This window comes from Actinomadura sp. NPDC048955, from assembly GCF_040649435.1.
In the GTDB taxonomy this organism is placed as follows: Bacteria; Actinomycetota; Actinomycetes; order Streptosporangiales; family Streptosporangiaceae; genus Spirillospora; species Spirillospora luteofluorescens.
On sequence record NZ_JBEZJI010000020.1, the window covers coordinates 106833 to 133251 of the forward strand.

The 26419-nt window shown below is 71.7% G+C and carries 24 protein-coding genes, 1 tRNA gene and 1 riboswitch; of the genes, 17 read left to right on the forward strand and 8 right to left on the reverse strand.

The window, feature by feature from the left end:
* Position 1: 1 nt before the first annotated feature.
* The 5 genes from AB0C84_RS20675 to AB0C84_RS20695 are packed head-to-tail and all read right to left on the reverse strand — an operon-like array spanning position 2 to position 4322.
* Positions 2 to 1477: an SCO6880 family protein gene (locus AB0C84_RS20675; RefSeq protein ID WP_361068596.1), complete on the reverse strand. Its 1476-nt coding sequence runs from the start codon at positions 1475 to 1477 to the stop codon at positions 2 to 4.
* Positions 1467 to 2918, reverse strand: a complete 1452-nt coding sequence (locus tag AB0C84_RS20680; RefSeq protein WP_361068600.1) for a hypothetical protein — start codon at positions 2916 to 2918, stop codon at positions 1467 to 1469. The genes AB0C84_RS20675 and AB0C84_RS20680 overlap by 11 nt, the downstream gene beginning before the upstream one ends.
* Positions 2849 to 3589 carry a hypothetical protein gene (locus tag AB0C84_RS20685; RefSeq protein ID WP_361068603.1) on the reverse strand — a complete coding sequence of 247 codons (741 nt, stop codon included), beginning with the start codon at positions 3587 to 3589 and terminating at the stop codon, positions 2849 to 2851. Before AB0C84_RS20685 ends, AB0C84_RS20680 begins: the two co-directional genes overlap by 70 nt.
* Positions 3586 to 3891, reverse strand: coding sequence for a hypothetical protein (locus AB0C84_RS20690; RefSeq protein WP_361068606.1), 306 nt, complete (start codon positions 3889 to 3891; stop codon positions 3586 to 3588). Before AB0C84_RS20690 ends, AB0C84_RS20685 begins: the two co-directional genes overlap by 4 nt.
* On the reverse strand, positions 3888 to 4322 hold the full coding sequence (locus tag AB0C84_RS20695; RefSeq protein ID WP_361068609.1) for a hypothetical protein: 435 nt from the start codon (positions 4320 to 4322) through the stop codon (positions 3888 to 3890). Before AB0C84_RS20695 ends, AB0C84_RS20690 begins: the two co-directional genes overlap by 4 nt.
* Positions 4323 to 4562: 240 nt before the next feature.
* Here AB0C84_RS20695 and AB0C84_RS20700 point away from each other — a divergent pair, with 240 nt between their 5' ends.
* The 5 genes from AB0C84_RS20700 (at position 4563) to AB0C84_RS20720 (ending at position 8147) form a co-directional block, all read left to right on the forward strand.
* On the forward strand, positions 4563 to 4868 hold the full coding sequence (locus tag AB0C84_RS20700; protein WP_173392821.1) for a helix-turn-helix domain-containing protein: 306 nt from the start codon (positions 4563 to 4565) through the stop codon (positions 4866 to 4868).
* Between the two features lie 87 nt (positions 4869 to 4955).
* The gene (locus AB0C84_RS20705; RefSeq protein WP_361068613.1) at positions 4956 to 5876 is read left to right on the forward strand and encodes a bifunctional lytic transglycosylase/C40 family peptidase; all 921 of its coding nucleotides are present in this window, start codon (positions 4956 to 4958) and stop codon (positions 5874 to 5876) included.
* Positions 5877 to 6411: 535 nt separating this feature from the next.
* Positions 6412 to 6675 carry a helix-turn-helix domain-containing protein gene (locus tag AB0C84_RS20710; protein ID WP_361068616.1) on the forward strand — a complete coding sequence of 88 codons (264 nt, stop codon included), beginning with the start codon at positions 6412 to 6414 and terminating at the stop codon, positions 6673 to 6675.
* A 136-nt stretch (positions 6676 to 6811) separates the two neighbouring features.
* Positions 6812 to 6988, forward strand: coding sequence for a ribbon-helix-helix protein, CopG family (locus AB0C84_RS20715; protein WP_361068619.1), 177 nt, complete (start codon positions 6812 to 6814; stop codon positions 6986 to 6988).
* Entirely contained in the window at positions 6966 to 8147 is a 1182-nt protein-coding gene (locus AB0C84_RS20720; RefSeq protein WP_361068622.1) for a tyrosine-type recombinase/integrase, read from the forward strand. The genes AB0C84_RS20715 and AB0C84_RS20720 overlap by 23 nt, the downstream gene beginning before the upstream one ends.
* 102 nt (positions 8148 to 8249) lie before the next feature.
* Here the strand turns inward: AB0C84_RS20720 and AB0C84_RS20725 are convergent.
* Positions 8250 to 8323 (reverse strand) — tRNA-Pro (locus AB0C84_RS20725).
* Positions 8324 to 8500: 177 nt separating this feature from the next.
* On the opposite strand from AB0C84_RS20725, the gene AB0C84_RS20730 reads away from it, so the two are divergent.
* From AB0C84_RS20730 to AB0C84_RS20785, 12 genes are all read left to right on the forward strand, one after another.
* A complete protein-coding gene (locus AB0C84_RS20730) occupies positions 8501 to 9292 on the forward strand; it encodes a hypothetical protein (protein WP_361068625.1) in 792 nt (263 codons plus the stop codon).
* Between the two features lie 187 nt (positions 9293 to 9479).
* Positions 9480 to 11369 (forward strand): SpoIIE family protein phosphatase, encoded by a 1890-nt coding sequence (locus AB0C84_RS20735; RefSeq protein ID WP_361068627.1) that lies wholly within the window; start codon positions 9480 to 9482, stop codon positions 11367 to 11369.
* Positions 11370 to 11838: 469 nt separating this feature from the next.
* Positions 11839 to 11994, forward strand: a riboswitch (cyclic di-AMP (ydaO/yuaA leader).
* An 11-nt stretch (positions 11995 to 12005) separates the two neighbouring features.
* Positions 12006 to 12773 carry a CHAP domain-containing protein gene (locus tag AB0C84_RS20740; RefSeq protein WP_179848313.1) on the forward strand — a complete coding sequence of 256 codons (768 nt, stop codon included), beginning with the start codon at positions 12006 to 12008 and terminating at the stop codon, positions 12771 to 12773.
* A 205-nt stretch (positions 12774 to 12978) separates the two neighbouring features.
* Positions 12979 to 15870, forward strand: a complete 2892-nt coding sequence (locus tag AB0C84_RS20745) for a CDP-glycerol glycerophosphotransferase family protein (RefSeq protein WP_361068631.1) — start codon at positions 12979 to 12981, stop codon at positions 15868 to 15870.
* Positions 15854 to 17116 carry a glycosyltransferase gene (locus AB0C84_RS20750; RefSeq protein WP_361068633.1) on the forward strand — a complete coding sequence of 421 codons (1263 nt, stop codon included), beginning with the start codon at positions 15854 to 15856 and terminating at the stop codon, positions 17114 to 17116. Before AB0C84_RS20745 ends, AB0C84_RS20750 begins: the two co-directional genes overlap by 17 nt.
* Before the next feature lie 24 nt (positions 17117 to 17140).
* Positions 17141 to 18379: an acyl-CoA dehydrogenase family protein gene (locus AB0C84_RS20755; protein ID WP_258944979.1), complete on the forward strand. Its 1239-nt coding sequence runs from the start codon at positions 17141 to 17143 to the stop codon at positions 18377 to 18379.
* Complete coding sequence (locus tag AB0C84_RS20760) at positions 18376 to 19155, forward strand: SDR family oxidoreductase (RefSeq protein WP_258944978.1); 780 nt, start codon at positions 18376 to 18378, stop codon at positions 19153 to 19155. The genes AB0C84_RS20755 and AB0C84_RS20760 overlap by 4 nt, the downstream gene beginning before the upstream one ends.
* Positions 19156 to 19199: 44 nt before the next feature.
* Entirely contained in the window at positions 19200 to 19817 is a 618-nt protein-coding gene (locus AB0C84_RS20765) for a TetR/AcrR family transcriptional regulator (protein WP_258944977.1), read from the forward strand.
* Between the two features lie 26 nt (positions 19818 to 19843).
* A complete protein-coding gene (locus AB0C84_RS20770) occupies positions 19844 to 21001 on the forward strand; it encodes an acetyl-CoA C-acetyltransferase (protein ID WP_361068638.1) in 1158 nt (385 codons plus the stop codon).
* A gap of 209 nt (positions 21002 to 21210) precedes the next feature.
* Positions 21211 to 22377 (forward strand): NADH:flavin oxidoreductase, encoded by a 1167-nt coding sequence (locus tag AB0C84_RS20775; protein WP_361068641.1) that lies wholly within the window; start codon positions 21211 to 21213, stop codon positions 22375 to 22377.
* A 34-nt stretch (positions 22378 to 22411) separates the two neighbouring features.
* On the forward strand, positions 22412 to 23389 hold the full coding sequence (locus AB0C84_RS20780) for an SDR family NAD(P)-dependent oxidoreductase (protein WP_361068644.1): 978 nt from the start codon (positions 22412 to 22414) through the stop codon (positions 23387 to 23389).
* 19 nt (positions 23390 to 23408) lie between these two features.
* Positions 23409 to 24215 (forward strand): MaoC family dehydratase N-terminal domain-containing protein, encoded by an 807-nt coding sequence (locus AB0C84_RS20785; protein ID WP_361068647.1) that lies wholly within the window; start codon positions 23409 to 23411, stop codon positions 24213 to 24215.
* Between the two features lie 16 nt (positions 24216 to 24231).
* Here the strand turns inward: AB0C84_RS20785 and AB0C84_RS20790 are convergent, their stop codons facing one another.
* Positions 24232 to 25854, reverse strand: coding sequence for a glycerol-3-phosphate dehydrogenase/oxidase (locus tag AB0C84_RS20790; RefSeq protein ID WP_361068653.1), 1623 nt, complete (start codon positions 25852 to 25854; stop codon positions 24232 to 24234).
* A 154-nt stretch (positions 25855 to 26008) separates the two neighbouring features.
* Positions 26009 to 26419 (reverse strand): FGGY-family carbohydrate kinase (locus AB0C84_RS20795; protein ID WP_361068650.1); only part of this gene is annotated, 411 nt, incomplete at its 5' end.

Sequence of the window (26419 nt, forward strand, 5' to 3'; positions counted from 1 at the left end):
TTCAGTGCACGAGGCGGCGAGACAGCTCGGGTGGGCAGATGCCGCACGGCAAGGTGGTGGCGAATCCTGCGGCCTGGCTGCCCCACAGGCGGCGGAGCCGGATCTTGGCCGAGTCGGCCGACGCTTCCACGTGGGCTACGGCGCGTTGGAGCTGGCCCGGGTCGGTGACGGTGACGGTCGCGTACATCGAGACCAGGCAGACCCCGGCGCCCATGGCCTCCTCGGCGGCGGCCTGGCGGGCGCGGGCAGCGTCCCAGCTGTCGCGGGCGGTCTCGTCGCGGCCGGTGCGGCGCCTGAACTGGGCGCGGAACGCCGCCGCGTTGACCTCCTGTTGCAGGACGCGGCTCGCCGCCGCGGCGGGCAACGCCCGGTACTGCAGGGTGACGCGCTTGGGGAACGGCCCGGGCGCGACCAGTCTGGCCAGGACGTCGGAGCGCACGTTCTGGCGGGGTGGCTCGTGCCAGGCCCAGCTCACCGAATGGCCGCCGTCGTGCTCGTAGTGGGTGGTGTGCTCGGTTGCTGCGACCGGTCCGGCATCAGCCCACGACAGGATCTCTTCGGAGTTCGGGCGGGCGAGCAGCCGGTTCACCTCCCCGCGCGAATCGGGGTCGAAGGCGATCCGTACCGCCCCGGCGATCTCGGCTGCGGTGGCGCGTCCCAGCACAGACACACCGCAGCCACCGAGCCGTGACGCCAGCCCGTCCAGCGTGCGGCCCAGCTCGGCGACCGCCTCAAACAGATCCTTCAGGCCGGCCGCGGACGCCTTGGGATCGAAGGTGATCGAGACGCGAGTGTCGACATCGGCGGCTGCCGCGGGGGCTGTGCGGACGAGTTCGCTCATGATGGTTCGGGCCGGTTCCGGCGCGGCGTCCACGACGGCGCGGTCGGCGGCGTCGGACAGGGTCGAGCCGGGCTCGGGCGCGGTGTCGACTGTCACGCTCACCCAGCGCACGGCCGGCATGTGCCCGAGCGCGGCGAGCCAGCCACCCCAGGAGGCGACCCAATTGTCGGCGTCGCTGCGGTCGGCCAGCCACGTCGAGGCCGGGACGACGCGGAGGGTGGCGGTCAGCAGACCGGCGCGGCGGTCCCACACGATTCCGTACCGGCCGCCGTAGCCGTCCTCGGCACTGAGCAGCGTCAGCGGCGCGAGCACGCCCGGGAGCTGGAACGCGCGGGGGTGGTCGATGACGACTCCCGCCCGGTAGCGGGTGTGGCCGCGCCACACGCCCCAACGCCAGCGGCACCGCGCCAGAACGAGACGCGCCAGCGGCACGCCACCGACCCGGACCAAGCTGAGCGCGCCACTGATCAGGGCGGGCGGGAGCAGGTAGACCAGCAGTCGGGGAGCGGTGGCCGCGACCAGCACGAGCAACATCGCGGTGCCGAGCGCGATGAAGGTCGAGGTGGTGTCCAGGCCGAGCAGGCCAATGCCCTGGCGGCGTCGCCAGCCGCCGTAGGTACGGATGTCATGCTCCACCGCCGCCACCCCCTTCCCCGGCGGCCCCGGTCGGTCCGTCCAGGCCGCCGTTGCCAACCCACCGGATGGCGTCCTCACCGCGGCGACGTTCACGGTCGGCCGCGCGGATGCCGGTAGGACCGACCGGTTCACCGTGACCGCCGTCGGGCGGAGCCCACCCGTGACCGTCCTGCGCGGGCTGGCCTGCCTCGGGAGAACCGGTTCCTTCGGGGGAGCTGGAATCGGAAGGGCCATGGCCGAGACCGCCGGCCGGTGCCGAGGTGTCATGGGGGTGACCGGGCGGGGAAGACGGCTGGTCGGCGGAGTCGGCGGCGGATGGTGGCTGCGCTGGGGGACTTTGGTCGCCGAGCTGCTGGTCGAGGTAGTCGGCGTGCTCGCCTGCCGAGTCCGACCGTCCGCCCGATGCGCCCAGGGCACCGTAGGCGCGCAACGCGCCCAGCGCGGTCGCACTGCCCATCAGCGCGCCGAGGATCCCGCCGCCGGTGCTCGATTCGGTGCCGCCGGTCGTCCAGGTGAAGAACTTCAGCAGGACGGGGAAGGCGATCAGGCTGATCAGCATCATCGTGAACCCCATCAGGATCACGCGCATGTCCTTGCCCTTGCCGACGAGCGTGAACGCCGTCGCGTACACCGCTGCCGCGGCGGGCTTGTAGAAGATCAGCGCGAGCATCCAGCCGGCCACACGGGTGAACCACGACCGGGTCGAGGTGGTGATCATGCCTGCGGCCGCTAGGGGCAGCAGCCCGGCCAAAATGACCAGCGCCGCTCCGCGGAACAGCAGCAGGATCGCCTGGATGATGCCGATGATCAGCGCGATGAGGCAGAGGATGAGGACCAGCGCGGCTGGCGTCCCGCTCGGCACCATCACGATCTGGGTCATCCGCTTGGCGAAGTCGCCCTGCGAGGACGCGTTCAGCACCCAGCCCGACCACTGGTCACCCCACTGCAGCAGCAGGTTCGGAAGGACGGTGCCGATCACGGTGACCGCCGCGAGGACGACCAGGCCGCGTCCGGCGTCGATCAGCGGAACCGCCTTGCGCGACAGCGCCATGCGTGCGGCTACCGCCAGCAACGCCAGTACCGCGACCGCGACCGTCAGCGGCTGGACCAGGAGCTGTAGGTAACCGACCGCTGGCTCGCCCTCCAGATCGGGGGAGGGGGTCTTGACCCACCAGGCGGCGGTGTTGGAGATCAGCCAGCCGACCGCCGACTGGAACGACTTGGCGGCCTCATCCAGCATGTGCCCGCCCACCATGCCCGGGATGTCCGGCATCCCGGGCAGAGACGGGCCCCCTCCGCCGTGGCCGTCGTTATCGACCGGCTGGACGCAGGCCGGATCCATGACCGGTGAGCACGGATCGAACGGAAACATCAGGCGCCCCCGCTCGGGAAGCGGACATAGCCGTCCGGCGAATCGACGGGGGCCGCTGTTCCGACCCATGTCCCACCCGGGGGAGCCAGCAGACGCCAGTCACCGTCCTGCCACTGCAACTGGAACCGGGCCACGGCACGGACCGTCACATCGCTGTCGCCCGGCCCCGCCGACACCAGGTCCAGACTCGCCGCCTCGGGCGAGTACCCCTGCCAGCGGAACGCTTCCAGCACGACATATCCGCGGCTGAGCATGGCGCCGTCGGGCCGGTCGCCCTTCAGTCGTTCGTAGGCCCTGCGTGTCGCATCAAGCAGGGTGCTGGCGTCGGGGCCGGTGACCTGCCGCTCTATGGTCGGGCCGAACACGTCGCTGCCCCACTGCACGTTGGCTCGCACCGCAATATGGATCGCGGCCAGTAGAGCCCCGCGCGGCGTCCTGGCGAACCCCGAAGCTAGATCGCTGGCGGTGTCGCGTGGGCCGTCCTCAGCGGAGTAGGGCAGGAGAACGCCGTGGTAGTCGTGCCACGACACGCCGGCGAAGGAGACCTGCGGCGTGCTGACCATCTGCCCGGCTCGCGCCGTTGTTCGCACGATCACTGGAGTCGTTGCGGGAGGCGTCCGGAAGACTGGAGGCGCCAGAAGCCCCACCAGGACTCCGCCGCCAATCACCGACGCCGCGATGACCGGGCCTTGGCGCCACCAGCGGTCCGACGGGTTCGCGACCTCCTTCGCCCGGGTCATTTGAAGAACACCCCGACGATCGGGGCCGCTGTCGCCGCCAAGCTCAGCCCGCCCAGCACCCACGGGATGCCGGTCGCTCCGTCGGCCGCGAACGTGGACCGGTTCTTGCGGCCGATGGCCATCTGGCCCGCGCAGATGAACAGGCCGGCGACGCCGCAGATCAGCACGCCCCACTTGCCCCACGAGAGCAGCGTGCTCATTTTGCTATCGAGCCCTGGCGGGGGAGCCGGGGGCGGATCGGGCACATTGACATCCACGCCTATGAGCGGGACCGCGGTGAGCAGGGAGGAGATCAGACTCATCGGTGCTCCTCGCCGAGCAGGCGCCGGATCTCACCGAGGGCTTGGTGCACCTTTCCCGGCAGGGCGACCTTCGACGGGTCCTCGACGAGCCGCAGGGTCCGCACATGCGGGACGCGCACCACGCCACCGACCCGCGCAGTCAGCAGCCCGTATCGAGCTGTCGCGTCCCGCGATTCCGGGCCGCCATCGCTGACGATCGCCAGTACAGCCACGAGCTCGCCCCACTCGTGCAGCGCACCGATCGCGGCGGTGGCGTGCGTGGCCGCCACCGCGGTGTTGCGCGCGGCCAGGACCACTGGACGGCCCTTGGCCTGAAGCGGTGCCCGGTCGAGATCCAGTAGTTGGCCGATCGAGCCCATGTCCCACGCCGCGGGCAGCAGCGCGGCCAGCGTGGAGGTCCCGGCGCCGCCGTGCGCGCCGGCAACGACCACGTCAAGCACCTCTGCCGGCTGCTCGGCCTTGCTTGGTCCGGTCTGTCGAAGACTCACCCGCGTACCCCCGAATCAATGCGCTGGGTTGTTGGTCGCTCACAGTACGTGGCAGAATTATGGAGCGCAAGCAACGTCAAACAGTTTCTTCGAGAAGCATTCGACCTCAAGAACGTGCTTCCGCAGCGCCCGTCCACCACACTGGAGAGGACAGCCGTGACCGCCGAATCAGGAGCCCCCGCGATGACCGAGACACCCGGCCGCGACCCCGACGTCCTCACCACAGCCGAACTCGCGACCAAACTCGGCCTCTCGCCCCAGACCGTCCGCCGGATGGCCAACGCAGGGCAGATCCCCGCCCTCAAGACCGGCAAGGACTTCCGCTACTCCTGGCAAGCGGTCCGCGAGGTGCTGCGGCAGCCCCACCAACCGGGGGAGACCGCGCATGAGCCACCCGAACCCAAGAAGGGCGCCGGATACCGCGCCCAACGCCGCGCCCGCACCGGCGCACAGAACCAGACCACCCAGGAGCAGGTCAGCCAGGAGTAGCCCGCCCCGGCGACCGGTGCGGCGGCCGACGCGGTGAAAGCCGCCGCCACCGCATGCGCCGCCGCTCTTGCTGTCCCGCTGGCTTTGGTGATCCTGCTCGCCGGTCACAACTCCGCCGCAGGAACCGGATCAGAGCTGGCCGGCGCGTCCACCGCCGAAGCCCAACGCGACATCCCGCCGGCCTACCTGCGCTGGTACCTCGACGCCGCCACAACCTGCCCCGGCCTGCCCTGGAACATCCTGGCGGCCATCGGCAAAATCGAATCCGATCACGGCCGCTCCACCGCACCTGGCGTCCAATCCGGCCAGAACTTCGCCGGAGCAGGCGGCCCCATGCAGTTCCTCGCCGCGACCTGGGCTGCCTACGGCGTCGACGGTGACCACGACGGCCGCAAAGACCGCTACAACCCCGCCGACGCCATCCACGGCGCCGCCCACTACCTGTGCGCCAACGGCGCCGGGAATGGTGGCAAGCACCTCTACCGGGCCATCTGGCAGTACAACCACGCCGACTGGTACGTCCGCAAAGTCCTGGCCCAAGCCGCCCTCTACGCCGCCCCCACCGCCACCGGACGCGGCGCCACCGCCGTCCGCGCGGCCCTGCGCTGGCTCGGCACCCCCTACTCCTGGGGCGGCGGCGGACCCTCCGGCCCCACCTACGGCACCGCCCAAGGAGCCGGCATCAAAGGCTTCGACTGCTCCGGCCTCACCCAGTACGCCTGGGCACAAGCCGGCATCCGCCTACCCCGAGTCGCCGCCGACCAGTACAACGCCGGAACCCACATCCCCCGGCCCCAACTCCAACCCGGAGACCTGCTCTTCTTCGCCACCGACCTCCGCAACCCCGCCACGATCCACCACGTCGGCATCTTCTACGGACGCGGCCGCATGATCCACGCCCCCCGCACTGGCGATGTCGTCCGCATCTCCCAATTCACCGGCAACCCCTACCGCGAACGCCAATACATCGGTGCCACCCGCCCCGCATCCCGTACAGCCGAAGCCTGACCGGAGGCCTGCGTATGCGCCCACACCGCCGCCCGAACACCACTGCCCATGCCTTCAGGGTCGCTCTTATGCGAGCTCACACACCAGTTCACCGCCAGAACCTGGACATGCCACCGCCACTGAAGTGGACGAAGAGCACGTTGCCTGATGGCCTACTCGGGGCCTTCAGTGACGGCGGTGGCTGGCAAGCAACGGCCGCCCTCGCCACCATCCGCAACAGGTCCGGCTCCTGGGCCTTCCCGCTCGTCAACGTAGGCAACAACTTCGAACACCCCGTCGCTCTGCGCTATATCCGCGACCGTGGTGGCGCCCACGGGATCGACCTGTGTCAACGCCGCAGAACCCGCCGTGAAGGTTTCACCGAGCCCCGCTACGGGCCTCTAGCGAGCGCAGGCAAGCGTCCCTTCGCCGACGGGGACAGTGCCCGCGACGTCGGGTGGTGCCTCAATTGACCACGCGCTCCGACTTTCCAGGTCACACGTGCGAGCGCTGCGGTGCTCCGATCTTGCCGGAACCGGTGCATGCCTCCCGTGAGATGAGCGCGCCGATCACTGGCTCCGAGTGCGAAGGAGCGAGGCTGAGCGATACGGGAGCCGGGAGCCACTTCACGGATGACGGGATTCGGGTCCGCGTCTACACGGTGGAACAAGTGGCCGAGATTCTGCAGGTCGGTCGCGACAAGGTGTACATGCTGCTCCGTACCGGACGCCTGCGCAGTATCAAGATCGATCGGTTGCGGCGGATCACCGATCGGCATCTCGCTGACTTCATCGCCGCACTTGAATGTGACTCTAAGTAGATAGCGTGCTACACTGTGCTACGAAAGTCCTCGGGTGCTCCCACCAAGGGAGCCTCGAGGCTCGCTTCTTGATAACTCCATCGACGCGAGCGCGTTCTCACCTCGGCGCATGCAACTGACGAGAGGAGACGCAGATATGGCCGACGACAGGACGACCCTGCCCGCCGTACGCGTGGACACAGCGTTCAAGCAGCGCTTGTCGGCGTACGCGCAGTCGCAGGAGCGCGATGTGTCATGGGTCATCAGGAAAGCGATCAAGGAGTATCTCGACCGACGCGAGGAGCGATCGATTGAGCAAGATCCTGATCGGTAAGTACGAAGGCACCGTCTACCCGGAGAAAGGAGGCTACACAGGGGCCCTCGCTCTCGGATTCGGCCCCGAGGGCAAGCGCCGACGCATCAAAAGGAAGGGCAGGACCAAAGCCCAGGTCTTGGACAAGCTCAAGCAAGTGGTCGAAGAACTGGAGGCCGGCGTCAAGGCCCCGGCGACCTACACGGTCGGGGACTGCGTCGAAGACTGGCTCGCCAAAGGCCTCAAAGGGCTGGATGACGACACGGTCGGCAACTACGGGAGCCTGGCCCGGAAGCATGTCATCCCGCTGCTCGGCAAGGCGAAGCTCGCTGATCTGCGAGCCGACGACGTCGACGAGTGGCTCGACGGGCTCTCCGGCACGTTGTCGACTCGGAGTCTGCGGCTCGTGCACGCGATCCTCAAGCGCGCGATCCGGCAGGCTCAGGCACGCGACATGGTCATGCGGAACGTGGCCGAGCTGGTCAAGACCCCCAGGGGCACGGCTGGCCGTCCGAGCCGGGCTCTCACCCTTGAGCAGGCCCGGGTCGTGCTGGAAGCAGCCCAGTCCTCTCGACTGCACGCCTACGTCGTGGTCAGCCTGCTGACCGGCGTCCGTACGGAAGAAGCCCGCGCGTTGCAGTGGGCTCATGTCGTGGCGTGGAGCGATGAGACGGCTGAATGGCGGCCGGTGGTCAAGGCGGGCTTCGATCGCGACAGGTTCGCCGTCTACGTGTGGCGGTCCGTGCGAGCCCACGGCGACACCAAGACCGAGAAGTCGCGGCGGACGTTGGAGCTGCCGCTTCAAGCGGTGGATGCTCTGCGACGGCATCACGCGCTTCAGGCCTCGGACAGGCTCAAAGCAGGGCCTGCGTGGCAGGAGACCGGCCTGGTGTTCTGCTCGACGACCGGGAAGCCTCTGGACGCCGCGAACGTGCGGCGGGGGTTCCGGCTCGTCACCAAGAAGGCGGGGATCGGGGAGACCTGGTCGCCGCGCGAACTGCGTCACTCGTTCGTCTCGATCATGAGTGACGGGGGAGTGCCCATCGAGGCGATCGCCGACCTGTGCGGGCACTCTTCTCCGGCGGTCACCGGGGAGGTCTACCGGCACCAGCTCAGGCCGGTGATTACCCGGGGCGCGGAGGTGGCCGACGTGGTGTTCGGTCCGGGCAAGTCGGCGTAGGCCGGATGGTGGTGGCTCCCCTTTTGGCTCCCCATCGACCTTCAAGATCGAAAAAGGGCTCCGGAATGATCTCCGAAGCCCTTCTGACCTGGTCTTTCTCTGTCGGGACGGCGGGATTTGAACCCACGACCCCTTGACCCCCAGTCAAGTGCGCTGCCAAACTGCGCTACGTCCCGGTGCCCGTTTGAGCGGGCGTGATTACTCTAGCGCAGTCTGCGGGGTCGTGCGTACCGAGATACGGGGGCGCGGATCTCTGGTAGGCAGGCCTGATGGTGCGTGTGCGGGTGGTGCTGGCCGGGGTCGTGGGTCTGGGGCTGGTGTGCGGGTGCGGGGACGGTGGAGGGGCTCGGCCGGTGAGCGGGAGTCCTGAGCCGGAGAGCGTCGTGCCGCGGGTTTCGAAGGCGCCGTCGAAGGCGCCGGTCGTGCGGGTGCCGGCTGGGGTGCGGGCCTCGTACGAGGTGTTCGATCGGGCTTCGGGGCGGGTGGTGGCCGCTCGGGCGACGCGGCAGACGTTCCGGTCGGCGTCGGTGGTGAAGATCCTTATCGCGTTGGACTACATGGATCGGCATGAGGTGTCGGCGGCCGATCGCCGGTTGCTGGTGCCGATGCTGCGGTCGAGCGACGACGGGGCGGCCACGGAGTTCTGGCGGCGGGGCGGGCAGGGGCGGGTCATCGAGCGGATGGTGCGGAAGGTCGGGTTGGAGGACACCGCGCCGCCGCCCGCGGAGAAGCCCGGGTTCTGGGGGTATACGGCGCTCAGCGCGCGGGACGTCGTGCGGATGTACCGGTATCTGCTGGACGAGGCGCCGGAGGGGCAGCGGGAGTTCGTGCTCCAGCAGTTGCGCAGGTCGACGCCGTGCGGGACGGACGGGTTCGACCAGACGTTCGGGATTCCGCGGGCGGTGAGGCGGCCGTGGGCCGTCAAACAGGGGTGGTCCGGGTTCGGGGAGACGCCGGCGGAGCCGTGCCATGTGCGGCCGGCGGCGTGGCGGCCCGACCTGGGGCTGGGGCGGCCCGTGCTGCACACGACGGGGGTCGTGGGGGACAGGATCGTGGTGGTGCTGACGCTGCATCCGGCGGGGACGTCGTTCCGGACGGCGGCGGCGCGGATCACCTCGCTGACACGGCAGGTGGCTCGGGTGTGACGTGGGTCACGCGGCGTGGCAGGGGTCCGTTTTGAGAGGGTCACCGGAAGCGGTCGAGTTCGGACGCCAACGGAAAACCCGGGCAAAGATCTGGACACTTTACTCAGGGATGGGCGAATAGTCCCTCGCTGACGTATGTAGCTTTTTTCTCCCAGGGGCAGGTGACGCCGAACGGGGGACAGGGTTGGTGGAAGCGGAGGGCATCCAGCCCGGGGTGCACGTTGCGGACCTGGAGGACCTGCGGGGCGCCGCGCACGACCGTGCGGTGCTGGCGGAGGCGCGGGTCGTGCTGGCCCGGCGTCTCGGCGTCCCGCCGGGCGAGGCCCTGCAGCACCTGATCTGGCTCGCGCGCGACCTGGACATGGAGATGGTCGAGGCGGCGTCACTGCTGGTCAAGGACGGGGGCGGCGGGCCGGTGGGGGCCGTGTTGGCGGGGCGCCGGGCGCCGCGCACCGAGGAGGTCCCCGCGGAGCGCCAGGCGGTCCTGTCGGAGGCCGAGGACGTACTGCGCCGGGTGACGGCCGAGGACACCGCGGGGGACGCGGAGGTCCTCGCGCGGGTGCCCGTGGATCCGGCGGCGACGGCGGTGCTGGAGGGGGCGCTCGATTCGGCGGCCCATCTGGTCCCGGTGCGGGGGCCGGACGGCAACGTGGCGGACTTCCTCTTCGCGGAGCTCAACGGCGTTGCCAGGGACATGTTCGGGCGGGGCCGGGAGGAGCTGACCGGGCTGCGGCTGCTGCGGACGGATCCGGGGGCGGTGCTCAGCGGCCTGTTCGACGACTATGTCGGGGTGCTGGAGTCCGGGACGCGATTGGAACGTTCCTCGATCCAGTACTCGACGGCTCAGCGCGGCCTGTCCCGCTCGTCGCGGATGAGCGTGCGGTGCGTGCGGGTGCCGACCGGCATCTGCGTGACCTGGCGTTACCACCTGGCCGAGGACCGCATCGCGCGGCGGCTGGAGCGGGTCGAGCGGCTCGCCCTGATCGGGTTCGGGGAGTGGGACCTCGCGACGGGGGAGGCGGACTGGACGCCGCAGATGCTGGCCAACTACGGCCTTTCCCCCGACGAGGTGCCGCCGATGCCGCACGACCTGCCGAAGGTCGTGGCCGACGACGACCTCCCGCTGGTCGAGGAGGCCGTGCAGACGATGTTCTTGCGCCGTGAGCCGGTCGAGGCGGAGCACCGCGTGATCGGCCACGACGGGACGCCCCGCCACCTGTGGGTGTTCGCCGAGCCGGTGCTCGGGGAGTCCGGGCTGCCCGTCTCGATCAACATCGTCTCGCAGGACATCACCCGGCGGCGCGGGGTGGAGCGCGCGCTGGCCGAGACCCGGCGGCAGATGCTGCGCCAGCAGGCGCGGACGGCGCAGGAGCGGCGCGTGGCGGTGACGCTGCGGCGGGCCATCCTGCCGGACGAGGACGAGGTGGAGCAGCTTCCGGGCATGTGCACCTCGATCCGCAGCATGGCGGCGGAGAGCACGGCCCGCATCGGCGGCGACTGGTTCGCGACCAAGGCCCTCCAGGACGGACGGGCGATGTTCGCCATCGGGGACGCGGCCGGGCACGGGCTGCCGGCGGCGGCGGCGATGGCGCGGACGCGCAACGGCCTGCTCGGCCTCGCCTGTACGGGGGAGCGGACGGGACGGCTGGTCGGCTGGCTGAACGAGTTGATCGGGGGCATGGACCCGCCCGCGACGGGCACCGCCATCGTCGCCCACTACGACCCGGCCCGGCACGTCCTGGAGTGGACGTGCGCGGGCCATCCGCCGCCGATCCTGGTCCGGGACGGGCGGGCGACCCCGCTGGAGGTGGTCCGGGACCCGATGCTCGGCGCCATGCCCGGCTGGGAGTACACGACGATCACCACCGGGCTCGACTCGGGCGACATGCTCTTCCTCTACACCGACGGCCTGGTGGAGCGCAGGGACGCGGACCTGGACGAGCGGATCGGCCGCCTGACCCACATCCTGCGTGACAGCTCCTCGCGTCCCGAGCGGGTGCTGGACGAGGTGCTCGCGCGGATGGAGCACGACCGGGCGGCCGACGACACCACGCTCTTCGCCCTTTACGTGGAGTGACCGTCCGGGCCTCGCGGTGACGAACCGCACGCCCGACCAGGCAAGATCGCCGAGTGTGACGTGCGCCTCACTCGATGGGGTGGCCGAGGCCGCGAACGTCTCGGCGGGAGGTGCCGGCCGCAGGCAATTCGATCTTCTTTACCTTTTCCCGAAGGGCCGGTAAGTACGGCGGGCAAGGGGTTGGAGGGCGTCCCGACAAAGATCGGGAAGACGCGGGACCGTCCCCGTGTTGGGAGTCTCTTGGAAGGGCTTTGAGCAGGCAAGACTTTACTTTATGCCTGGTTTGCTTTTCTTGAGAAGGTTGGTACCTTCGATCCCGAATCACGCAACGCGTCCCATGCGTTGCCACCGGCCGCACCATGCGCGGCCGAGGATCGCGGAGCGGAATCCGCACGCGATGCGCGCCATGTGACGCGCGCCCCCTCGTCAAGATCTGTCAGTGAAGGCATCCGTATACCTGCACCGCTCGCGCGGTGCGAGGCCGAGTCCGTCCGGTCGATGCGACCGGAACGGAGCCGGGGACCCACGTTTCTGGGGTGAATCGGCGCGCCCGAGAGTCGCGCCGTAGGGCTGCTTCCATGCCCGAATCCGTCAGCTAACCCGGTAGGCGCCATGGAAGACAAGGAGATTCCCTGCATGTCCGGTCTGTTCGATCGACTTTCGCTCCACCGCCTCACGCCCGAGGACAAGGCCGTCGGCGTCGCCGTCGGCGCGGTCCTGGCCGGCGCGGTCGGGCTCTCGGTGGTCAACCCCCTCGCCGGCGGCCGCGCGGTCGCCGAGACCTCCGCCCAGACGGCGGCGGTCGCCGAGCAGGGCACCGCCGCGCACGACTCCTCCCAGGTCAAGACGGTGAAGGCCGAGAACGTCGCGGCCGAGGCGCGGCGCGAGGGCTTCAAGGTCCCCCCGCACGCCGTCAAGCCCGCCGAAGTGATCAAGCTCGCGCAGCAGCAGGTCGGCGTCCACGAGGGCAAGGGCGGCCAGACCAAGTACCACAAGTGGTACGTCTCGACCCCGCAGGCGAAGGCCACCGCCAAGCGCGACGGCGGCTTCTCGGTCAAGGAGTACAACGGCGCCCAGTGGTGCAACATGTTCGTCTCCTGGCTCGGCGCCCAGACCGGCGTCAAGAACATGGGTTGGGACGCCTACACGGTCCAGCACGCCAGCTGGTTCAAGCAGACCGACCGCTGGGGCCACAAGGCCAAGCCGGGCGCCGTGGTGTTCTTCGACTGGCAGGACGGCTCGAAGGCCGGCATCGGTGACATCGACCACGTCGGCATCGTCGTCAAGGACAACGGCGACGGCAGCATCACCACCATCGAGGGCAACACCGAGAACGCGGTGAAGAAGAAGGTCCGCGAGAAGTCGCAGGTCGTCGGCTACGGCTACCCCGACTACGCCCGCTGACCCGAACGCCCCCGAGAAGGCGCACGCTCCATGAGGGCGCCCGGCCCCCCGGCCGGGCGCCTTCTGGCGTTCCGGGTGTTGTGCCCAATGCCTCCGCTCACGGTGGGTAATGCGAAGCGTTGACAGCCTTTGATCCCTCTTGGACCTCAGTGCGGCGTTCGTGGAAAGGAAAGCAGCACGCCGGAGTCTGCGGAGGGGGATGCCCATGGCGGTGCGCCCGGATGTCAGCGTGGTGGTGATCGCCTACAACGACGCGCGGAGGCTTCCGCGGGCGGTGGCCTCGACGCTGGCGCAGTCGCTGGGCGGCGTCGAGACGGTGATCGTCGACGACGCGAGCACCGACGGCACCGGCGAGGCCGCCGACCGGCTCGCCGCGGCCCATCCGGGACGGGTCCGGGCCGTCCACCTGCCGGCCAACTCAGGGGGGTGCGGCCGTCCCCGCAACACCGGGATCGAGACGTCCACGGGCCGGTACGTGATGTTCCTCGACAGCGACGACCTGCTGGACCGGCACGCCTGCCTCAACCTCCTCGCCGCCGCCGAGGACACCGGGGCCGACATGGTCTCCGGGCTCTGCGACCGGATCTTCCTCGACGTGCCCGAGGGCGCCAAGGGGCGCATCCGCCCCTGGTATCCGTGGCTCTACCGGCACAGCGCCGTCTACGAGTCGCTGAACGAGAACCCCGACCTCCTCTACGACACCCTCTCGACCAACAAGGCGTACCGGCGCGGCTTCCTGGAGGAGCACGGGCTGCGGTTCGTGGAGCGGCTGCACTACGAGGACCTGCTGTTCACCGCCGAGGCCTACCTGGAGGCGGGGCGCACCGCCCTGATCCCGCACCGCGTCTACAACTGGATGGTCAAGGAGCGGACGCGGGCGCCGTCGATCTCCAACCGGCGCACCGAGCTGGCCAACTTCGCCGACCGGCTGGAGATCCACCGCCGCATCGACATGCTCTTCGCGCTGCGCGGCGCCTACGACCTGCAGCGGGCCAAGGACGTCAAGTTCGTCAACCACGACCTGGTGCTGTACCTGCGCGACCTGCGCGACAAGGCCCCCGCCCACCAGGCGCGCTTCCTCGATCTGGCCGCCGCCTACCTGGCCGAGCTGGACCCGCGGGTCTTCGAGCAGGCCAACCCGCTGCCCGCGATCGCCGCGCACCTGATCCGCGAGGGCGACCACGCGGGGGCGCTCGCCGCGGCCGAGTACGACCCCGTGAAGCGTCCCGAACTGCGCGCCCGCCTCGTGGAGCGGGACGGGCGCGTCTACTGGGGCGCCGGGCGCCCCCGCGGGACGCTCGGCCGCCGCGTCCTGGACGTCACGGCCTTCGGCTTCCACGTGCGGCCCCTCCGGGAGCTGCGCCCGGCGAACACCGTCACCCGTCTGGAGACGCGCGGCGGCCGCGTGCTCATGGCCGGGTACGTGCTGAACCCTCTGGAGCGGATCCCGCGGGGAGCCGAGCTGGCCGGAACGCTGGAGTTCCGCGACCGGCGCCGCCGGGCGAGGAAGGGACGGATCCGCGCGTCCGTCCGGCACGAGGGCGACCGGCTCACCTGGAGGGCCGAGTTCGACCCCGCCCGCAAGATCCGCCCTTTCGGGTTCGTCGACCCCGTCTGGGACGTCCGGCTGAGGATCCGGGTGGACGGCGAGGAGGTGGTCACGCGGCTCGGCGAGGGCCGCGGGTCGCCGTCGCTCGGAGGCGTCGCGCTGCCCGTCCGCCCGCGGCTGACGCGGTTCGCGGGGGACCGGCTCCGCTCGTACGTCACCGAGGGAGGGCACCTGGCGTTCGCCCTGGAGACGGGGAGCCCGTGGGCGCGGCTCACCCGCGCGCTCGCCCGTCGCGCCGCCCTGTCCCGCCCGGCGCGGCTGGCCCGCCGTCGGGCGCGGGCGCTGGACAGGGCGGTGCGCCGGACGCTGACCGGCCGGAACACCAAGATCGTCGTGTTCAACCGGGTGCTGAGCCGGCTGCCCGTCCGGACCGGCCTGGCGGTCTTCGAGAGCCAGCTCGGCCGCCACTACTCCGACAACCCGAAGTACCTCTACCGGGAGCTGCGCAGGTCCGGGCGTCCGGTGACGGCGGTGTGGTCGTACGCGTCGTCCCCCAAGGGGTTCCCGGACGACGCCCGGCTCGTCAAGCGCGGATCATGGGCGTACTACCTGGCGCTCGCGCGGGCCCAGTTCTGGATCGACAACCAGGGCTTCCCGGACCGGCTGCGCAAGCGTCCCGAGACCACCTACATCCAGACCTGGCACGGGTCGGCGTTCAAGCTGATGGGGCTGGACCAGCCGCGGTTGAAGTCGGGCCCCGCGGGCGACCAGGCGCGGCTGCGGAGGATGGTGGAGCGCTTCGACTGCTTCCTGGTGCGCTCCGGGCACGACACCGAGACGCTCTGCGGCGGCCTCGGCGTCCGCTCCGAGCTGCTCCCGGTGGGGTATCCCCGCAACGACCCCTTGGTCAACGGGGTGGATGGCGATCCGGAGCTGGCCTCCGAGGTCGCGGCCCTGCGCGACGCGCTCGGCCTGGACGACGGGCGCCGCGCCGTCCTGTACGCGCCCACGTACGTCACCGGGCCGAAGGGGCGTCCCGTCCGGCTGCTGGACCCGCCGGTGGATCCGGCGGTGTTCGCGCGGGAGCTGGGGGAGGAGTACGTCCTGCTCGTCCGGCCCCACTACCTGTGCCGGGCGAACGTGCCTCCGGGCGCCCGCGAGGTCATGCGCGACGTCGGCGCGGTGCCCGACGTGACGCCGCTGCTGCTGCTGGCGGACGCGCTCGTCACCGACCACTCCTCGATCATGTTCGACTTCGCCCTCCTCGACCGGCCGATCGTGCTGCACCTCCCGGAGGGCAGGGACCTCGCCGCCGGTTACTTCGACCTGGAGCGGCACGGCCCCGGGCCGATCACCCGCACCGAGGACGAGCTCGTCGCCGCGCTCGCCGGTCTGGAGGCGGCCGAGGCCGTGCACGCCGGGCGGCGCCGCGCGTTCGCCGCGCGCTTCGGCGAGCACGACCGCGGCACCGCCGCCCGGGCGGTGGCGGACCGCTACTTCCCGGCCGCGCCGAGCAGGAGGGGGAAGCGCCATGGCCGCGCCGCGTGACGTCTTCATCGTGTGCAACAACGCCGACGACATGGGTGGTCTCCAGCGGTGGGCGCACCACATGGCGCGGCTGCTGGCGGGACGCGGCGACCGCGTCACCCTCGTCGGCGTCACGCGGGGGACAGAGCCGTACCACCACGGCCGCGACGGCTCCTACGCCGTCGAGGTGCTGCACGGCGAGTGGCGGTCGCCCACGCTCGCGTGGCGTCCGGGGAAGGCGCTGCGGCGGCTCGACCCGGCGGCGCGGGCCCGGGACCTGCGGCGGACGGCGGCCCAGCGGCGCGGCGCGGCGCGCCTGTCGGAGCTGTTCGCCGCCGCGCGGCCGGGGGCGGTGGTCATCGTGGCGCAGGTGTGGGCGATGGAGTGGGTGCGGCTCGCCGACACCTCCGGGCTGCGCGTCGTGGGCATGAGCCACGAGTCCTACCAGGCGACCCGGGGGTCGTCGCGGTACCGGCGGGTCAAGGAGCACTACGCCCGCGCCGACCGGATGCTGGTCCTCACCGCCGAGGACGCCGACGCCTGGGCCCGGGACGGCATGACCAACGTCGACCACATCCCGAACGCGCTGCACGTCACGCCGAGCGTGCATCCCACGCTGGACCTGCCCGTCGTCGCCTGCGTCGGCCGCCTGGCCTACGAGAAGGGCGTGGACCTGCTGCTGGAGGCGTGGGAGCGCGTCGCCGGACGGCATCCGGGGTGGCGGCTGCACGTGTACGGCAACGGCCCGGACGAGCCGGAGCTGCGGGCGCGGGCGGACGCCGCCGGGCTGTCCGGATCCGTCGAGTTCCGGGGCGTGGTGGCCGACATTGAGGAGGCGCTCGTCGAGGCGTCGGTGTTCGCGCTGCCCTCGCGGGCCGAGGGTTTCCCGATGTCGGTGCTGGAGGCGATGGCGTACGGGCTGCCGACGGTGGCGTTCGACTGCGCGCCGGGCGTCCGGACCCTGATCGAGGACGGACGGGACGGTCTGCTGGCCGCACCGGGCGACGTCACCGCGTTCGCCGCCGCGCTCGGCAGGCTCATCGAGGACCCGGAGCTGCGCCGCATGCTCGGGACCGGGGCCCGCGCGTCGGTGCTCCGGTTCCGCCCGGACGCGGTCCTCGCCCGGTGGGACCGGCTGTTCGACCTGCTGCACCGCGAGTTCGCGGCCGCCGCGCCGGCTCCCGCGCCGGCCCGGCCGGTGCCGCCCGTCCCGGGCCGGGTCGCGGCCCGGGAGGCCGAACCCGCCCTGGGGGGTGATTCTTTCTAACAACTGTTTGGTAGAGTTCGCGGCGTGAAGCAGAACGAGTCCCCCGCGGACCGGGCCTTCCGCGCCGAGGTCCGCGACTGGCTCCAGGACAACCTGTCGGGCGAGTTCGCGCACGCCCGCGGGCTCGGCGGCCCCGGCCGCGAGCACGAGGCGTTCGAGGAGCGGCTGGCCTGGGAACGCCACATGGCCGCCGCCGGCTGGACCTGCGTCGGCTGGCCCCGCGAGTACGGCGGGCGCGGCGCCACCGTCGAGCAGCAGGTGATCTTCCACGAGGAGTACGCGCTCGCCGACGGGCCCGCCCGCGTCAACCACATCGGCGAGAACCTCCTCGGCCCCACGATCATCGCGTTCGGCACCGACGAGCAGCGCGCCCGCTTCCTGCCGCCGATCGTGGCGGCGCGGGAGCTGTGGTGCCAGGGGTACTCCGAGCCGAACGCGGGCTCCGACCTCGCCAACGTGCAGACCCGCGCCGAACTCGCCGGAGACCACTGGGTGGTCGACGGGCAGAAGGTGTGGACGTCGCTGGCCCTCGAAGCCGACTGGTGCTTCGCCGTGTGCCGCACCGAGCCCGGGTCGTCCCGCCACAAGGGACTGTCGTACCTGCTCGTCCCGATGCGGCAGGACGGCGTCGACATCCGGCCGATCGTCCAGCTCACCGGCACCTCCGAGTTCAACGAGGTGTTCTTCGACGGCGCCCGCACCGACGCCGGCAACATCGTCGGCGCGCCCGGCGACGGCTGGAAGATCGCGATGGCGACGCTCGGGTTCGAGCGCGGCGTCGCGACGCTCGGCCAGCAGGTCGGGTTCCGGCGCGAGTTCGAGGGCGTCGCCGACCTCGCCCGGCGCACCGGGGCCATCGAGGACCCCCTGCTGCGCGACCGGCTCACCCGGTCCTACATGGGCCTGGAGATCATGCGGCTGAACGCGGTGCGCACCATGGCGGGCGTCGCGGCGGGCGCGCCCGGCCCCGAGTCGTCCATCTCCAAGCTCGTCTGGGGCACCTGGCACCGCGAGCTCGGCGAGCTGGCCATGGACGTCCTCGGCGCCGCCGGCCTCGTCGCCGACGGGGCGCCGGGCACCGGCCCTGACGGCGCGGCCGCGCAGGAGCAGCCCTACGACCTGAACGACTGGCAGCGGCTGTTCCTGTTCTCCCGCTCCGACACCATCTACGCCGGGTCCAACGAGATCCAGCGCAACATCATCGCCGAGCGCGTGCTCGGCCTGCCCCGTGAACCGGCCGCCGACAGGAAGGCACGCGGATGACCCCGCCCCCCTACGTCCCCGGGCACGGCCTGCTCGCGGGCCGCGCCGTCGTGATCACCGCGGCGGCCGGAGCCGGGATCGGCGGCGCCACCGCCCGCCGCTGCCTGGAGGAGGGCGCCCGCGTCCTGCTCTCCGACGCGCACGAGCGTCGGCTCGCCGCGACCGCGGCGGAGCTGGAGAAGGAGTTCGGCGCCGACCGGGTCGACGCGCTGCCCTGCGACGTCACCTCCGAGGACCAGGTCCGGGCGCTCTACGGCCGGGCCGTGGAGCGGTTCGGCCGCATCGACGTCGCGGTCAACAACGCCGGCCTCGGCGGGACGGCGGACCTCGTCGACATGACCGACGAGCAGTGGGACCGCGTCCTCGACATCACCCTCACCGGCACGATGCGCTGCACCCGCGCCGCCCTGCGCCTCATGCGGGAGCAGGGCTCCGGCGTCGTCGTCAACAACGCCTCGGTGATCGGCTGGCGGGCCCAGAAGGGCCAGTCACACTACGCCGCCGCCAAGGCCGGGGTCATGGCCCTCACCCGCTGCTCCGCGCTGGAGGCCGCCGACTTCGGCGTCCGGGTCAACGCCGTCTCCCCGTCCCTGGCCATGCACCCGCACCTGGTCAAGGTGACGTCCGAGGAGCTGCTGGAGGAACTGACGCGCCGCGAGGCGTTCGGCCGCTACGCCGAGCCGTGGGAGGTGGCCAACGTTATCGTCTTCCTGGCCAGCGACTACTCGTCGTACATGACGGGCGAGGTCGTCTCCGTCTCCTCCCAGCACGCATAGGGACACCAGGTACATGAGGAACACCGGTACATGAGGAACAGCGCATGAGTCCACGACGGCGCGACGCCGAGGGCACCGCCGCCGCCCGCGCGGGACGGCGGGCCGAGCTGCTCGCCACGGCCGCCGAGGTGTTCGCCTCCCAGGGCTACTCCGCCACCACCGTCCGGAAGGTGGCCGACGCCGCCGGGATCCTCGGCGGCAGCCTCTACTACCACTTCGACTCCAAGGAGTCGATGGCCGACGAGATCCTGTCGACGTTCCTGGACGACATGTGGGCCGCCTACGACCGCGTCCTGGACGCCGGGCTCAGCGCGCGCGACACCCTGGAGGCCGTCGTCGTCGAGTCGTTCCGCTCGATCGACAAGCACCGTCCCGCCGTCGTCCTCTACCAGAACGAGTCCAAGCACCTCGCGACCAGCGAGCGGTTCCACTACCTCCTGGACTCCCAGCGGCGGTTCGAGGAGATGTGGCTGTCCCTCCTGGACCGCGGCGTCAAGGAGGGCGCCTTCCGCGCCGACCTCGACCGGACCCTCATCTACCGCTTCATCCGCGACACCGTCTGGGTCGCGGCGAACTGGTACCAGCACGGCGGACGGCTGTCCGCCGACGACATCGCCAAGCAGTACCTCGCCATGTTCCTCGAAGGGATCCGGGCGAGCTAGGCCCCCGTACGAAGGAGACACCCCCCATGGCCGAGGCTTACATCGTCGACGCGGTCCGCGCCCCGGTCGGGCGCCGCAACGGCGGGCTCGCCGGAGTGCACCCCGCCGACCTCGGCGCGCACGTGCTGACCGCCCTCATGGACCGGACGAAGATCGACCCGGCCGCCGTGGAGGACGTCGTCTTCGGGTGCGTCGACACCCTCGGCCCGCAGGCCGGCGACATCGCCCGCACCTGCTGGCTCGCCGCCGGGCTCCCCGAGGAGGTCCCCGGGGTCACCGTCGACCGGCAGTGCGGCTCCTCCCAGCAGGCCGTGCACTTCGCGGCGCAGGCCGTCCTGTCCGGGACGTCCGACCTGGTCGTCGCGGGCGGCGTGCAGAACATGTCGCAGATCCCGATCGGCTCGGCGATGACCGCCGCCGCCCCGCTCGGCTTCACCGAGGGCCCCTTCGCGGGCTCGGCGGGCTGGACGCGCCGCTACGGCGACGCCGAGGTGTCGCAGTTCAACGGCGCCGAGATGATCGCCCGCGACTGGGACATCTCCCGCGAGGAGATGGAGGCGTTCGCCTACGAGTCGCACCAGCGCGCCATCCGCGCCATCGACGAGGGCCGCTTCGAGCGCGAGACCGTCCCCTGCGCGGGCGTCGCCGCCGACGAGGGCCCGCGCCGCGACACCACCCTGGAGAAGATGGCGGGCCTGAAGACCCTCGTGGAGGGCGGCCGGCTCACCGCGGCCGTCTCGTCGCAGATCTCCGACGGCTCCGCCGCGCTGCTCATCGCCTCCGAGCAGGCCGTCAAGGACCACGGCCTCACGCCGCGCGCCCGCATTCACCACCTCTCCGCGCGCGGGGAGGACCCCATCCGGATGCTGTCGGCGCCCATCCCCGCCACCGCGCACGCGCTGAAGAAGACGGGGATGACGATCGGCGACATCGACGCCGTCGAGATCAACGAGGCGTTCGCGTCCGTCGTCCTCGCCTGGCTCAAGGAGACCGGCGCCGACCCGGCGACGACCAACCCCAATGGGGGCGCCATCGCCCTCGGCCACCCCCTCGGCGCCACCGGGGCCCGCCTGATGACCACCCTCCTGCACGAACTCGACCGCACCGGCGGCCGCTACGGCCTCCAGACCATGTGCGAAGGCGGCGGGCAGGCCAACGTCACCATCATCGAGCGGCTGGGTTAGCCCTGGGGGGCGACCCCTGGAACCTCCGTCACGAGCCGGGCGATCCTCACGCCACGGCCGAGGTTCTTGTGCCCGTGCGGGTTGTTGTCGTGTCGCCGCGGTCGCCCGGCTCGGCGGGTCGTGTGACCTCCAGGCGCCGGAGCGCCTTCCGGCCGCCCGACCCGTGGTCGTGGTCGATGTTCCGGATCAACGAGGCTGGGAGGCGGATTGTGGAGGTCTTCGAAACGGCGCGGCTCGGGCCGCTGACGTTGCGGAACCGGGTGATCAAGGCGGCGACGTCCGAGGGGATGACGCCCGACGCGCTGGTGACCGACGACCTGGTCGAGTACCACCGGCGCCCGGCCGCCGGCGGGGTGGGCATGACCACCGTCGCCTACTGCGCCGTCGCGCCCGAGGGGCGGACCGAGCGGCGGCAGATCTGGATGCGGCCGGAGGCCGTCCCCGGGCTGCGGCGGCTCACCGACGCCGTGCACGCGGAGGGCGCCGCCGCGTCCGCGCAGCTCGGTCACTCCGGCCCGGTCGCCGACGCCAGCTCGAACGGGCTGCCCGCCGTCTCGGCCGGGCGGTTCTTCAACCCGCTCGGCATGGCCTTCACCAAGGTGGCCACGGCGGAGGACATCGAGCGCATCACCCGCGCCCACGCCGGGGCCGCCCGGCTCGCGATCGAGTCCGGATTCGACGCCGTCGAGATCCACCTCGGGCACAACTACCTGGCCAGCTCGTTCCTCAGCCCCCGCCTCAACCGCCGCGAGGACGGCTACGGCGGGCCGATCGAGAACCGGGCCAAGGTCGCGCTCGGCATCGCCCGCGCCGTCCGGGACGAGGTCGGCGACCGCATCGCGATCACCGCCAAGCTCAACATGCGCGACGGCGTGCGCGGCGGCCTGGAGATCGACGACAGCCTCCACGTCGCCCGCGCCCTCCAGGACGAGGGCACCGTGGACGCGCTGGAGCTGACCGCCGGAAGTTCGCTGCTCAACCCCATGTACCTGTTCCGCGGCGATATGCCCATCCCCGAGTTCGCGGCGAGTTACAAGCTGCCGATGCGGATCGGCCTGCGGATGTTCGGCAAGCGGTTCCTGCGCTCCTACCCGTACCAGGACGCCTACCTGCTGGAGCACGCCCGCAGGTTCCGCGCCGAACTCGACCTCCCCCTGATCCTTCTGGGCGGCATCACCGACCGCGCGAGCATGGACACCGCGATGGCGGAGGGCTTCGAGTTCGTCGCCATGGCCCGCGCCCTGCTCCGCGAACCCGACCTCGTGAACCGGATCGCCGCCGACCCGTCCACGCCGTCCCTGTGCGTCCACTGCAACCGCTGCGTCCCGACGGTCTACCGGGGCACCCACTGCCCGCTCATCCCGCGCCCGGATTGACCTGGAGCGCGCTCCAGCTCGTAGCGTTCGGAGCATGACCACTCCACAGCACACGATCGGATCGGGTTTCGGCTTCGAGAGCACGGCCGGGGACGTCCTCGCGGGCATCGACCTTTCGGGGAGGCTCGCCGTCGTCACCGGCGGCTACTCGGGCCTCGGGCTGGAGACGACGCGGGCCCTGGCGGGCGCGGGGGCGCAGGTGGTGGTCCCGGCGCGGCGGCCGGACGCGGCGAAGGAGGCGGTCGGCGACATCGACGGCGTCGAGGTCGACGAGCTGGACCTGGCCGACCTGGAGAGCGTGCGCGGGTTCGCGGAGCGATTCCTCGCGTCCGGGCGCGGCATCGACATCCTAAACAACAACGCCGCGGTCATGGCCTGCCCGGAGACGCGGGTCGGGCCCGGCTGGGAGGCGCAGTTCGCCACCAATCACCTCGGGCATTTCGCGCTGGTGAACCGCCTGTGGCCGGCCCTCAGGCCGGGAGCCCGCGTCGTCGCGGTCTCGTCGCGCGGGCACCATTTCTCACCCATCCGGTGGGACGACGTCCAGTTCGAGCGCGGCTACGACAAGTGGGAGGCGTACGGGCAGGCGAAGACGGCCAACGTGCTGTTCGCCGTCCACCTGGACGCGCTCGCCAAGGACGACGTGCGGGCCTTCTCGCTCCATCCGGGGAGCATCCTGACGCCGCTCCAGCGCCACATCCCCCGGGAGGAGAAGGTGGCGAACGGCTGGATCGACGAGGACGGGAACGAGATCGGCCAGGGGTTCAAGACGCCGGAGCAGGGCGCGGCGACGGCCGTGTGGGCGGCCACGTCCCCGCGGCTGGACGGCATGGGCGGCGTGTACTGCGAGGACTGCGACGTCGCCGAGCAGGTCCCGGACGGCGAGCCCGGGCGCCGCGGCCGGATCGACGCGCCCTCCAGCGGCGTGTGCTCCTACGCGACCGACCCGGTGCAGGCCGGGCGGTTGTGGGAGCTGTCGGCGGAGCTGACCGGGGTGAACGCGTTCGCGTAGCGCCTGCGACGATGGGGCCGTGATCGACATCGCGGGATGGGCCCCGGAACCGCAGGAGACGAGCGAGGTCCTCGGCGCCGGGCCGGCGGCGGCCCTGGCCGGGGTCCTCGACGTCGAGCCGCCGGGGGAGGAGCTGCCGCCCCTGTGGCACTGGCTGCATTTCCTGGAACGCCCCGCTCAGCGCGAACTGGGGCCTGACGGGCATCCGCGCGAGGGACGGTTCCTCCCGCCGATTCCCGAGCGGCGCCGCATGTTCGCCGGCGGGCGGTTCCGGATCCACGCGCCCCTGCGCGTCGGGGACGCCGTCACGCGCCGGACGGAGCTCGCCTCCACCGCGGTGAAGCAGGGGCGCAGCGGGGAGATGCTGTTCGTGACCGTCCGGCACACCTTCGTGCGGGACGGTGCCGAGATCGCGGTCGAGGAGCAGGACCTCGTCTACCGCAGCGGCGACACGGCGTCACGTCCGGAGCGGGCGGCGTTCGAGGCGCCGGACGTGGACGCGCCGTGGACGCTGAGGACGGCCGCCGATCCGGTCATGCTGTTCCGGTTCAGCGCCCTCACCTACAACGCCCATCGCATCCACTACGACGAGGCGTACGCGACCGAGGTCGAGGGGCACGCCGGGCTCGTCGTCCACGGGCCGCTGCTCGCGATCCTCTGCCTGGAGCTGCCGCGCCGGGCGGGCCTGAAGGTGCGCGAACTGTCGTTCCGCGCCCGCAGGCCCGTCTACGCGCGGCAGCCGTTCGTGGCCGCCGGGTCCCCGGACGGCACCCTCTCGATCCACGCCCCGGGCGACGCCACGGCGATGACCGCCACTTTCGCGTAGGCGCCGGTGGTGTCGCCTAGGCGGCGGTGACTGGCGCCTCCTCGACGGCCGGGCCGCCCCGGCGCTCCGCCGCGACCTGCAGGACGTACCGCTTGACCTCGCCGCTGACCCGCTCGCCGTCCCAGCCGAGCCAGGGCGCGACGAGTTCCGCGACGCGGGCCGCCGCGGCCACGCCCCCGTCCCATTCCTCGATCGAGACGCGCAGCCGCCGCGACAGGACGTCCTCCAGGTGCAGCGCGCCCTCGTGCGTCACCGCGTAGACGGCCTCGGCGCACAGGTAGTCCCTGGCGCCGGGCAGGGGCGCGCCGAGCGCCGGGTCGCCGGCGACCATGGCCAGCACCTCGCGGGCGCACGACCCGTACCGGTTCAGCAGGTGCTCGATCCGCGCGACGTGCAGGCCCGACTCGGCGGCGAGCCGGCGCCGCTCGTTCCACAGCACCTCGTACCCGGTGGCGCCGAGGATCGGCAGCCGGCCGGTGACCGACGCGGGCACGGAGTCGTCGAGGCCCTCGGCGACCACGTCGATCGCGTCCCGCGCCATGACGCGGTAGGTGGTGAACTTCCCGCCGGTCACGACGACGAGTCCGGGTACCGGCTCGGCGACGGCGTGCTCGCGCGACAGCCGCGTGGTGTCGTCCACCTCGCCCGACAGCAGCGGCCGCAGCCCCGCGTAGACGCCCTCGATGTCGTCGTGCGTGAGCGGCGTCCGCAGGACGGCGTTCGCCTGGTCGAGGAGGTAGCCGATGTCGGTGTGGTCGGCGACGGGCTCGTCGGGGCCGTCGGCGTGCGGGGTGTCGGTGGTGCCGACCAGCCAGTGCCGGCCCCACGGGATGATGAACAGGACGCTCCTGGAGGTCCGCGTGATCAGCCCGGTCGCCATCGGGATCCGGTCGCGCGGCACGACCAGGTGGACGCCCTTGGACGCCCGCACGCCGAACGCGGCCCGCGACCCCGTCATCGCCTGGGCGCCGTCCGTCCACACCCCGGTCGCGCACACCACGCGCCGGCCCCGCACGGCGATCTCCCGGTTGTCCTCCAGGTCCAGGACGTGGACGCCGGTCACCCGCTCGCCCTCGCGCAGGAAGCCCGTCACCTCGGCGCGGGTGGCCACCCTCGCGCCGTACTGCGCCGCGGTGCGGGCGACCATCATCGTGTAGCGGGCGTCGTCGACCTGCGCGTCGTAGTACTGGACGGCGCCGACCAGCGCGTCCGACCGCAGGGCCGGGGCCTCCCGCAGCGCGGCGCGCCGCGTGAGCTGGCGGTGCCGGGGCAGCGACCGCGCGCCGCCCATCGTGTCGTACAGGGACACGCCCGCGCTGACGTAGGCCCGCTCCCAGACGCGGTTGCGCAGGGGATAGAGGAACCGGACGGGGCGCACCAGGTGCGGAGCGAGCCGCTGCAGCAGCAGCCCGCGCTCCCGCAGCGCTTCCCGGACCAGCCCGAAGTCGCGCTGTTCGAGGTAGCGCAATCCGCCGTGGATCAGCTTGCTGGACCGGCTGGACGTGCCGGCCGCCCAGTCCCGCGCCTCCACGAGGGCGACGGACAGGCCCCGCGAGATCGCGTCGAGCGCCGCGCCGGCGCCGACGATGCCGCCGCCGACGACCACGACGTCGAACTCGGTCTCCGCCAGGTCGCGCAGGGTGTCCTCGCGGTACCGCGGGCCGAGGGCTACAGATGTCACTGCGTGCTCCCGAGGAGAGGTCGGATCCAGTGTCGCGCCGCCGGGTTGCGGCGAGTCGTCGCCCGGAGGACCTCCGGGCCAACAACCCGCCGCACCCCGGCGAAGGCGCCGCTCAGTCGCCGAGGTCGACCCAGTCGAGGGTCCGGTCCACGGCTTTCTTCCAGCCTGCGTAGCCCTGTTGGCGCTGGTCGTCGTTCCAGGTGGGGTGCCAGCGTTTGTCTTCGTTCCAGTTCTGGCGGAGTTCGTCGGTGGTGTTCCAGAATCCGACGGCCAGGCCGGCGGCGTAGGCGGCGCCCAGGGCGGTGGTCTCGGCGACGACGGGGCGCGAGACCGGGACGCCGAGGATGTCGGCTTGGAGTTGCATGCACAGTTCGTTGGCGGTGACGCCGCCGTCGACCTTGAGGACGTCCAGGGAGACTCCGGAGTCCTCGCGCATGGCCTCGACGACGTCGCGGGACTGGTAGCAGATGGATTCCAGGGTGGCGCGGGCCAGGTGGGCGTTGGTGTTGAAGCGGGAGAGCCC

Coding starts and splice junctions, on each gene's coding strand:
- AB0C84_RS20715 (WP_361068619.1), top strand. CDS start 6,812: ATGGCCGACGACAGGACGACCCTGCCCGCCGTACGCGTGGACACAGCG.
- AB0C84_RS20685 (WP_361068603.1), bottom strand. CDS start 3,589: ATGACCCGGGCGAAGGAGGTCGCGAACCCGTCGGACCGCTGGTGGCGC.
- AB0C84_RS20745 (WP_361068631.1), top strand. CDS start 12,979: ATGGCGGTGCGCCCGGATGTCAGCGTGGTGGTGATCGCCTACAACGAC.
- AB0C84_RS20700 (WP_173392821.1), top strand. CDS start 4,563: ATGACCGAGACACCCGGCCGCGACCCCGACGTCCTCACCACAGCCGAA.
- AB0C84_RS20765 (WP_258944977.1), top strand. CDS start 19,200: ATGAGTCCACGACGGCGCGACGCCGAGGGCACCGCCGCCGCCCGCGCG.
- AB0C84_RS20760 (WP_258944978.1), top strand. CDS start 18,376: ATGACCCCGCCCCCCTACGTCCCCGGGCACGGCCTGCTCGCGGGCCGC.
- AB0C84_RS20680 (WP_361068600.1), bottom strand. CDS start 2,918: ATGGGTCGGAACAGCGGCCCCCGTCGATTCGCCGGACGGCTATGTCCG.
- AB0C84_RS20710 (WP_361068616.1), top strand. CDS start 6,412: ATGAGCGCGCCGATCACTGGCTCCGAGTGCGAAGGAGCGAGGCTGAGC.
- AB0C84_RS20780 (WP_361068644.1), top strand. CDS start 22,412: ATGACCACTCCACAGCACACGATCGGATCGGGTTTCGGCTTCGAGAGC.
- AB0C84_RS20770 (WP_361068638.1), top strand. CDS start 19,844: ATGGCCGAGGCTTACATCGTCGACGCGGTCCGCGCCCCGGTCGGGCGC.
- AB0C84_RS20750 (WP_361068633.1), top strand. CDS start 15,854: ATGGCCGCGCCGCGTGACGTCTTCATCGTGTGCAACAACGCCGACGAC.
- AB0C84_RS20740 (WP_179848313.1), top strand. CDS start 12,006: ATGTCCGGTCTGTTCGATCGACTTTCGCTCCACCGCCTCACGCCCGAG.
- AB0C84_RS20690 (WP_361068606.1), bottom strand. CDS start 3,891: ATGAGTCTGATCTCCTCCCTGCTCACCGCGGTCCCGCTCATAGGCGTG.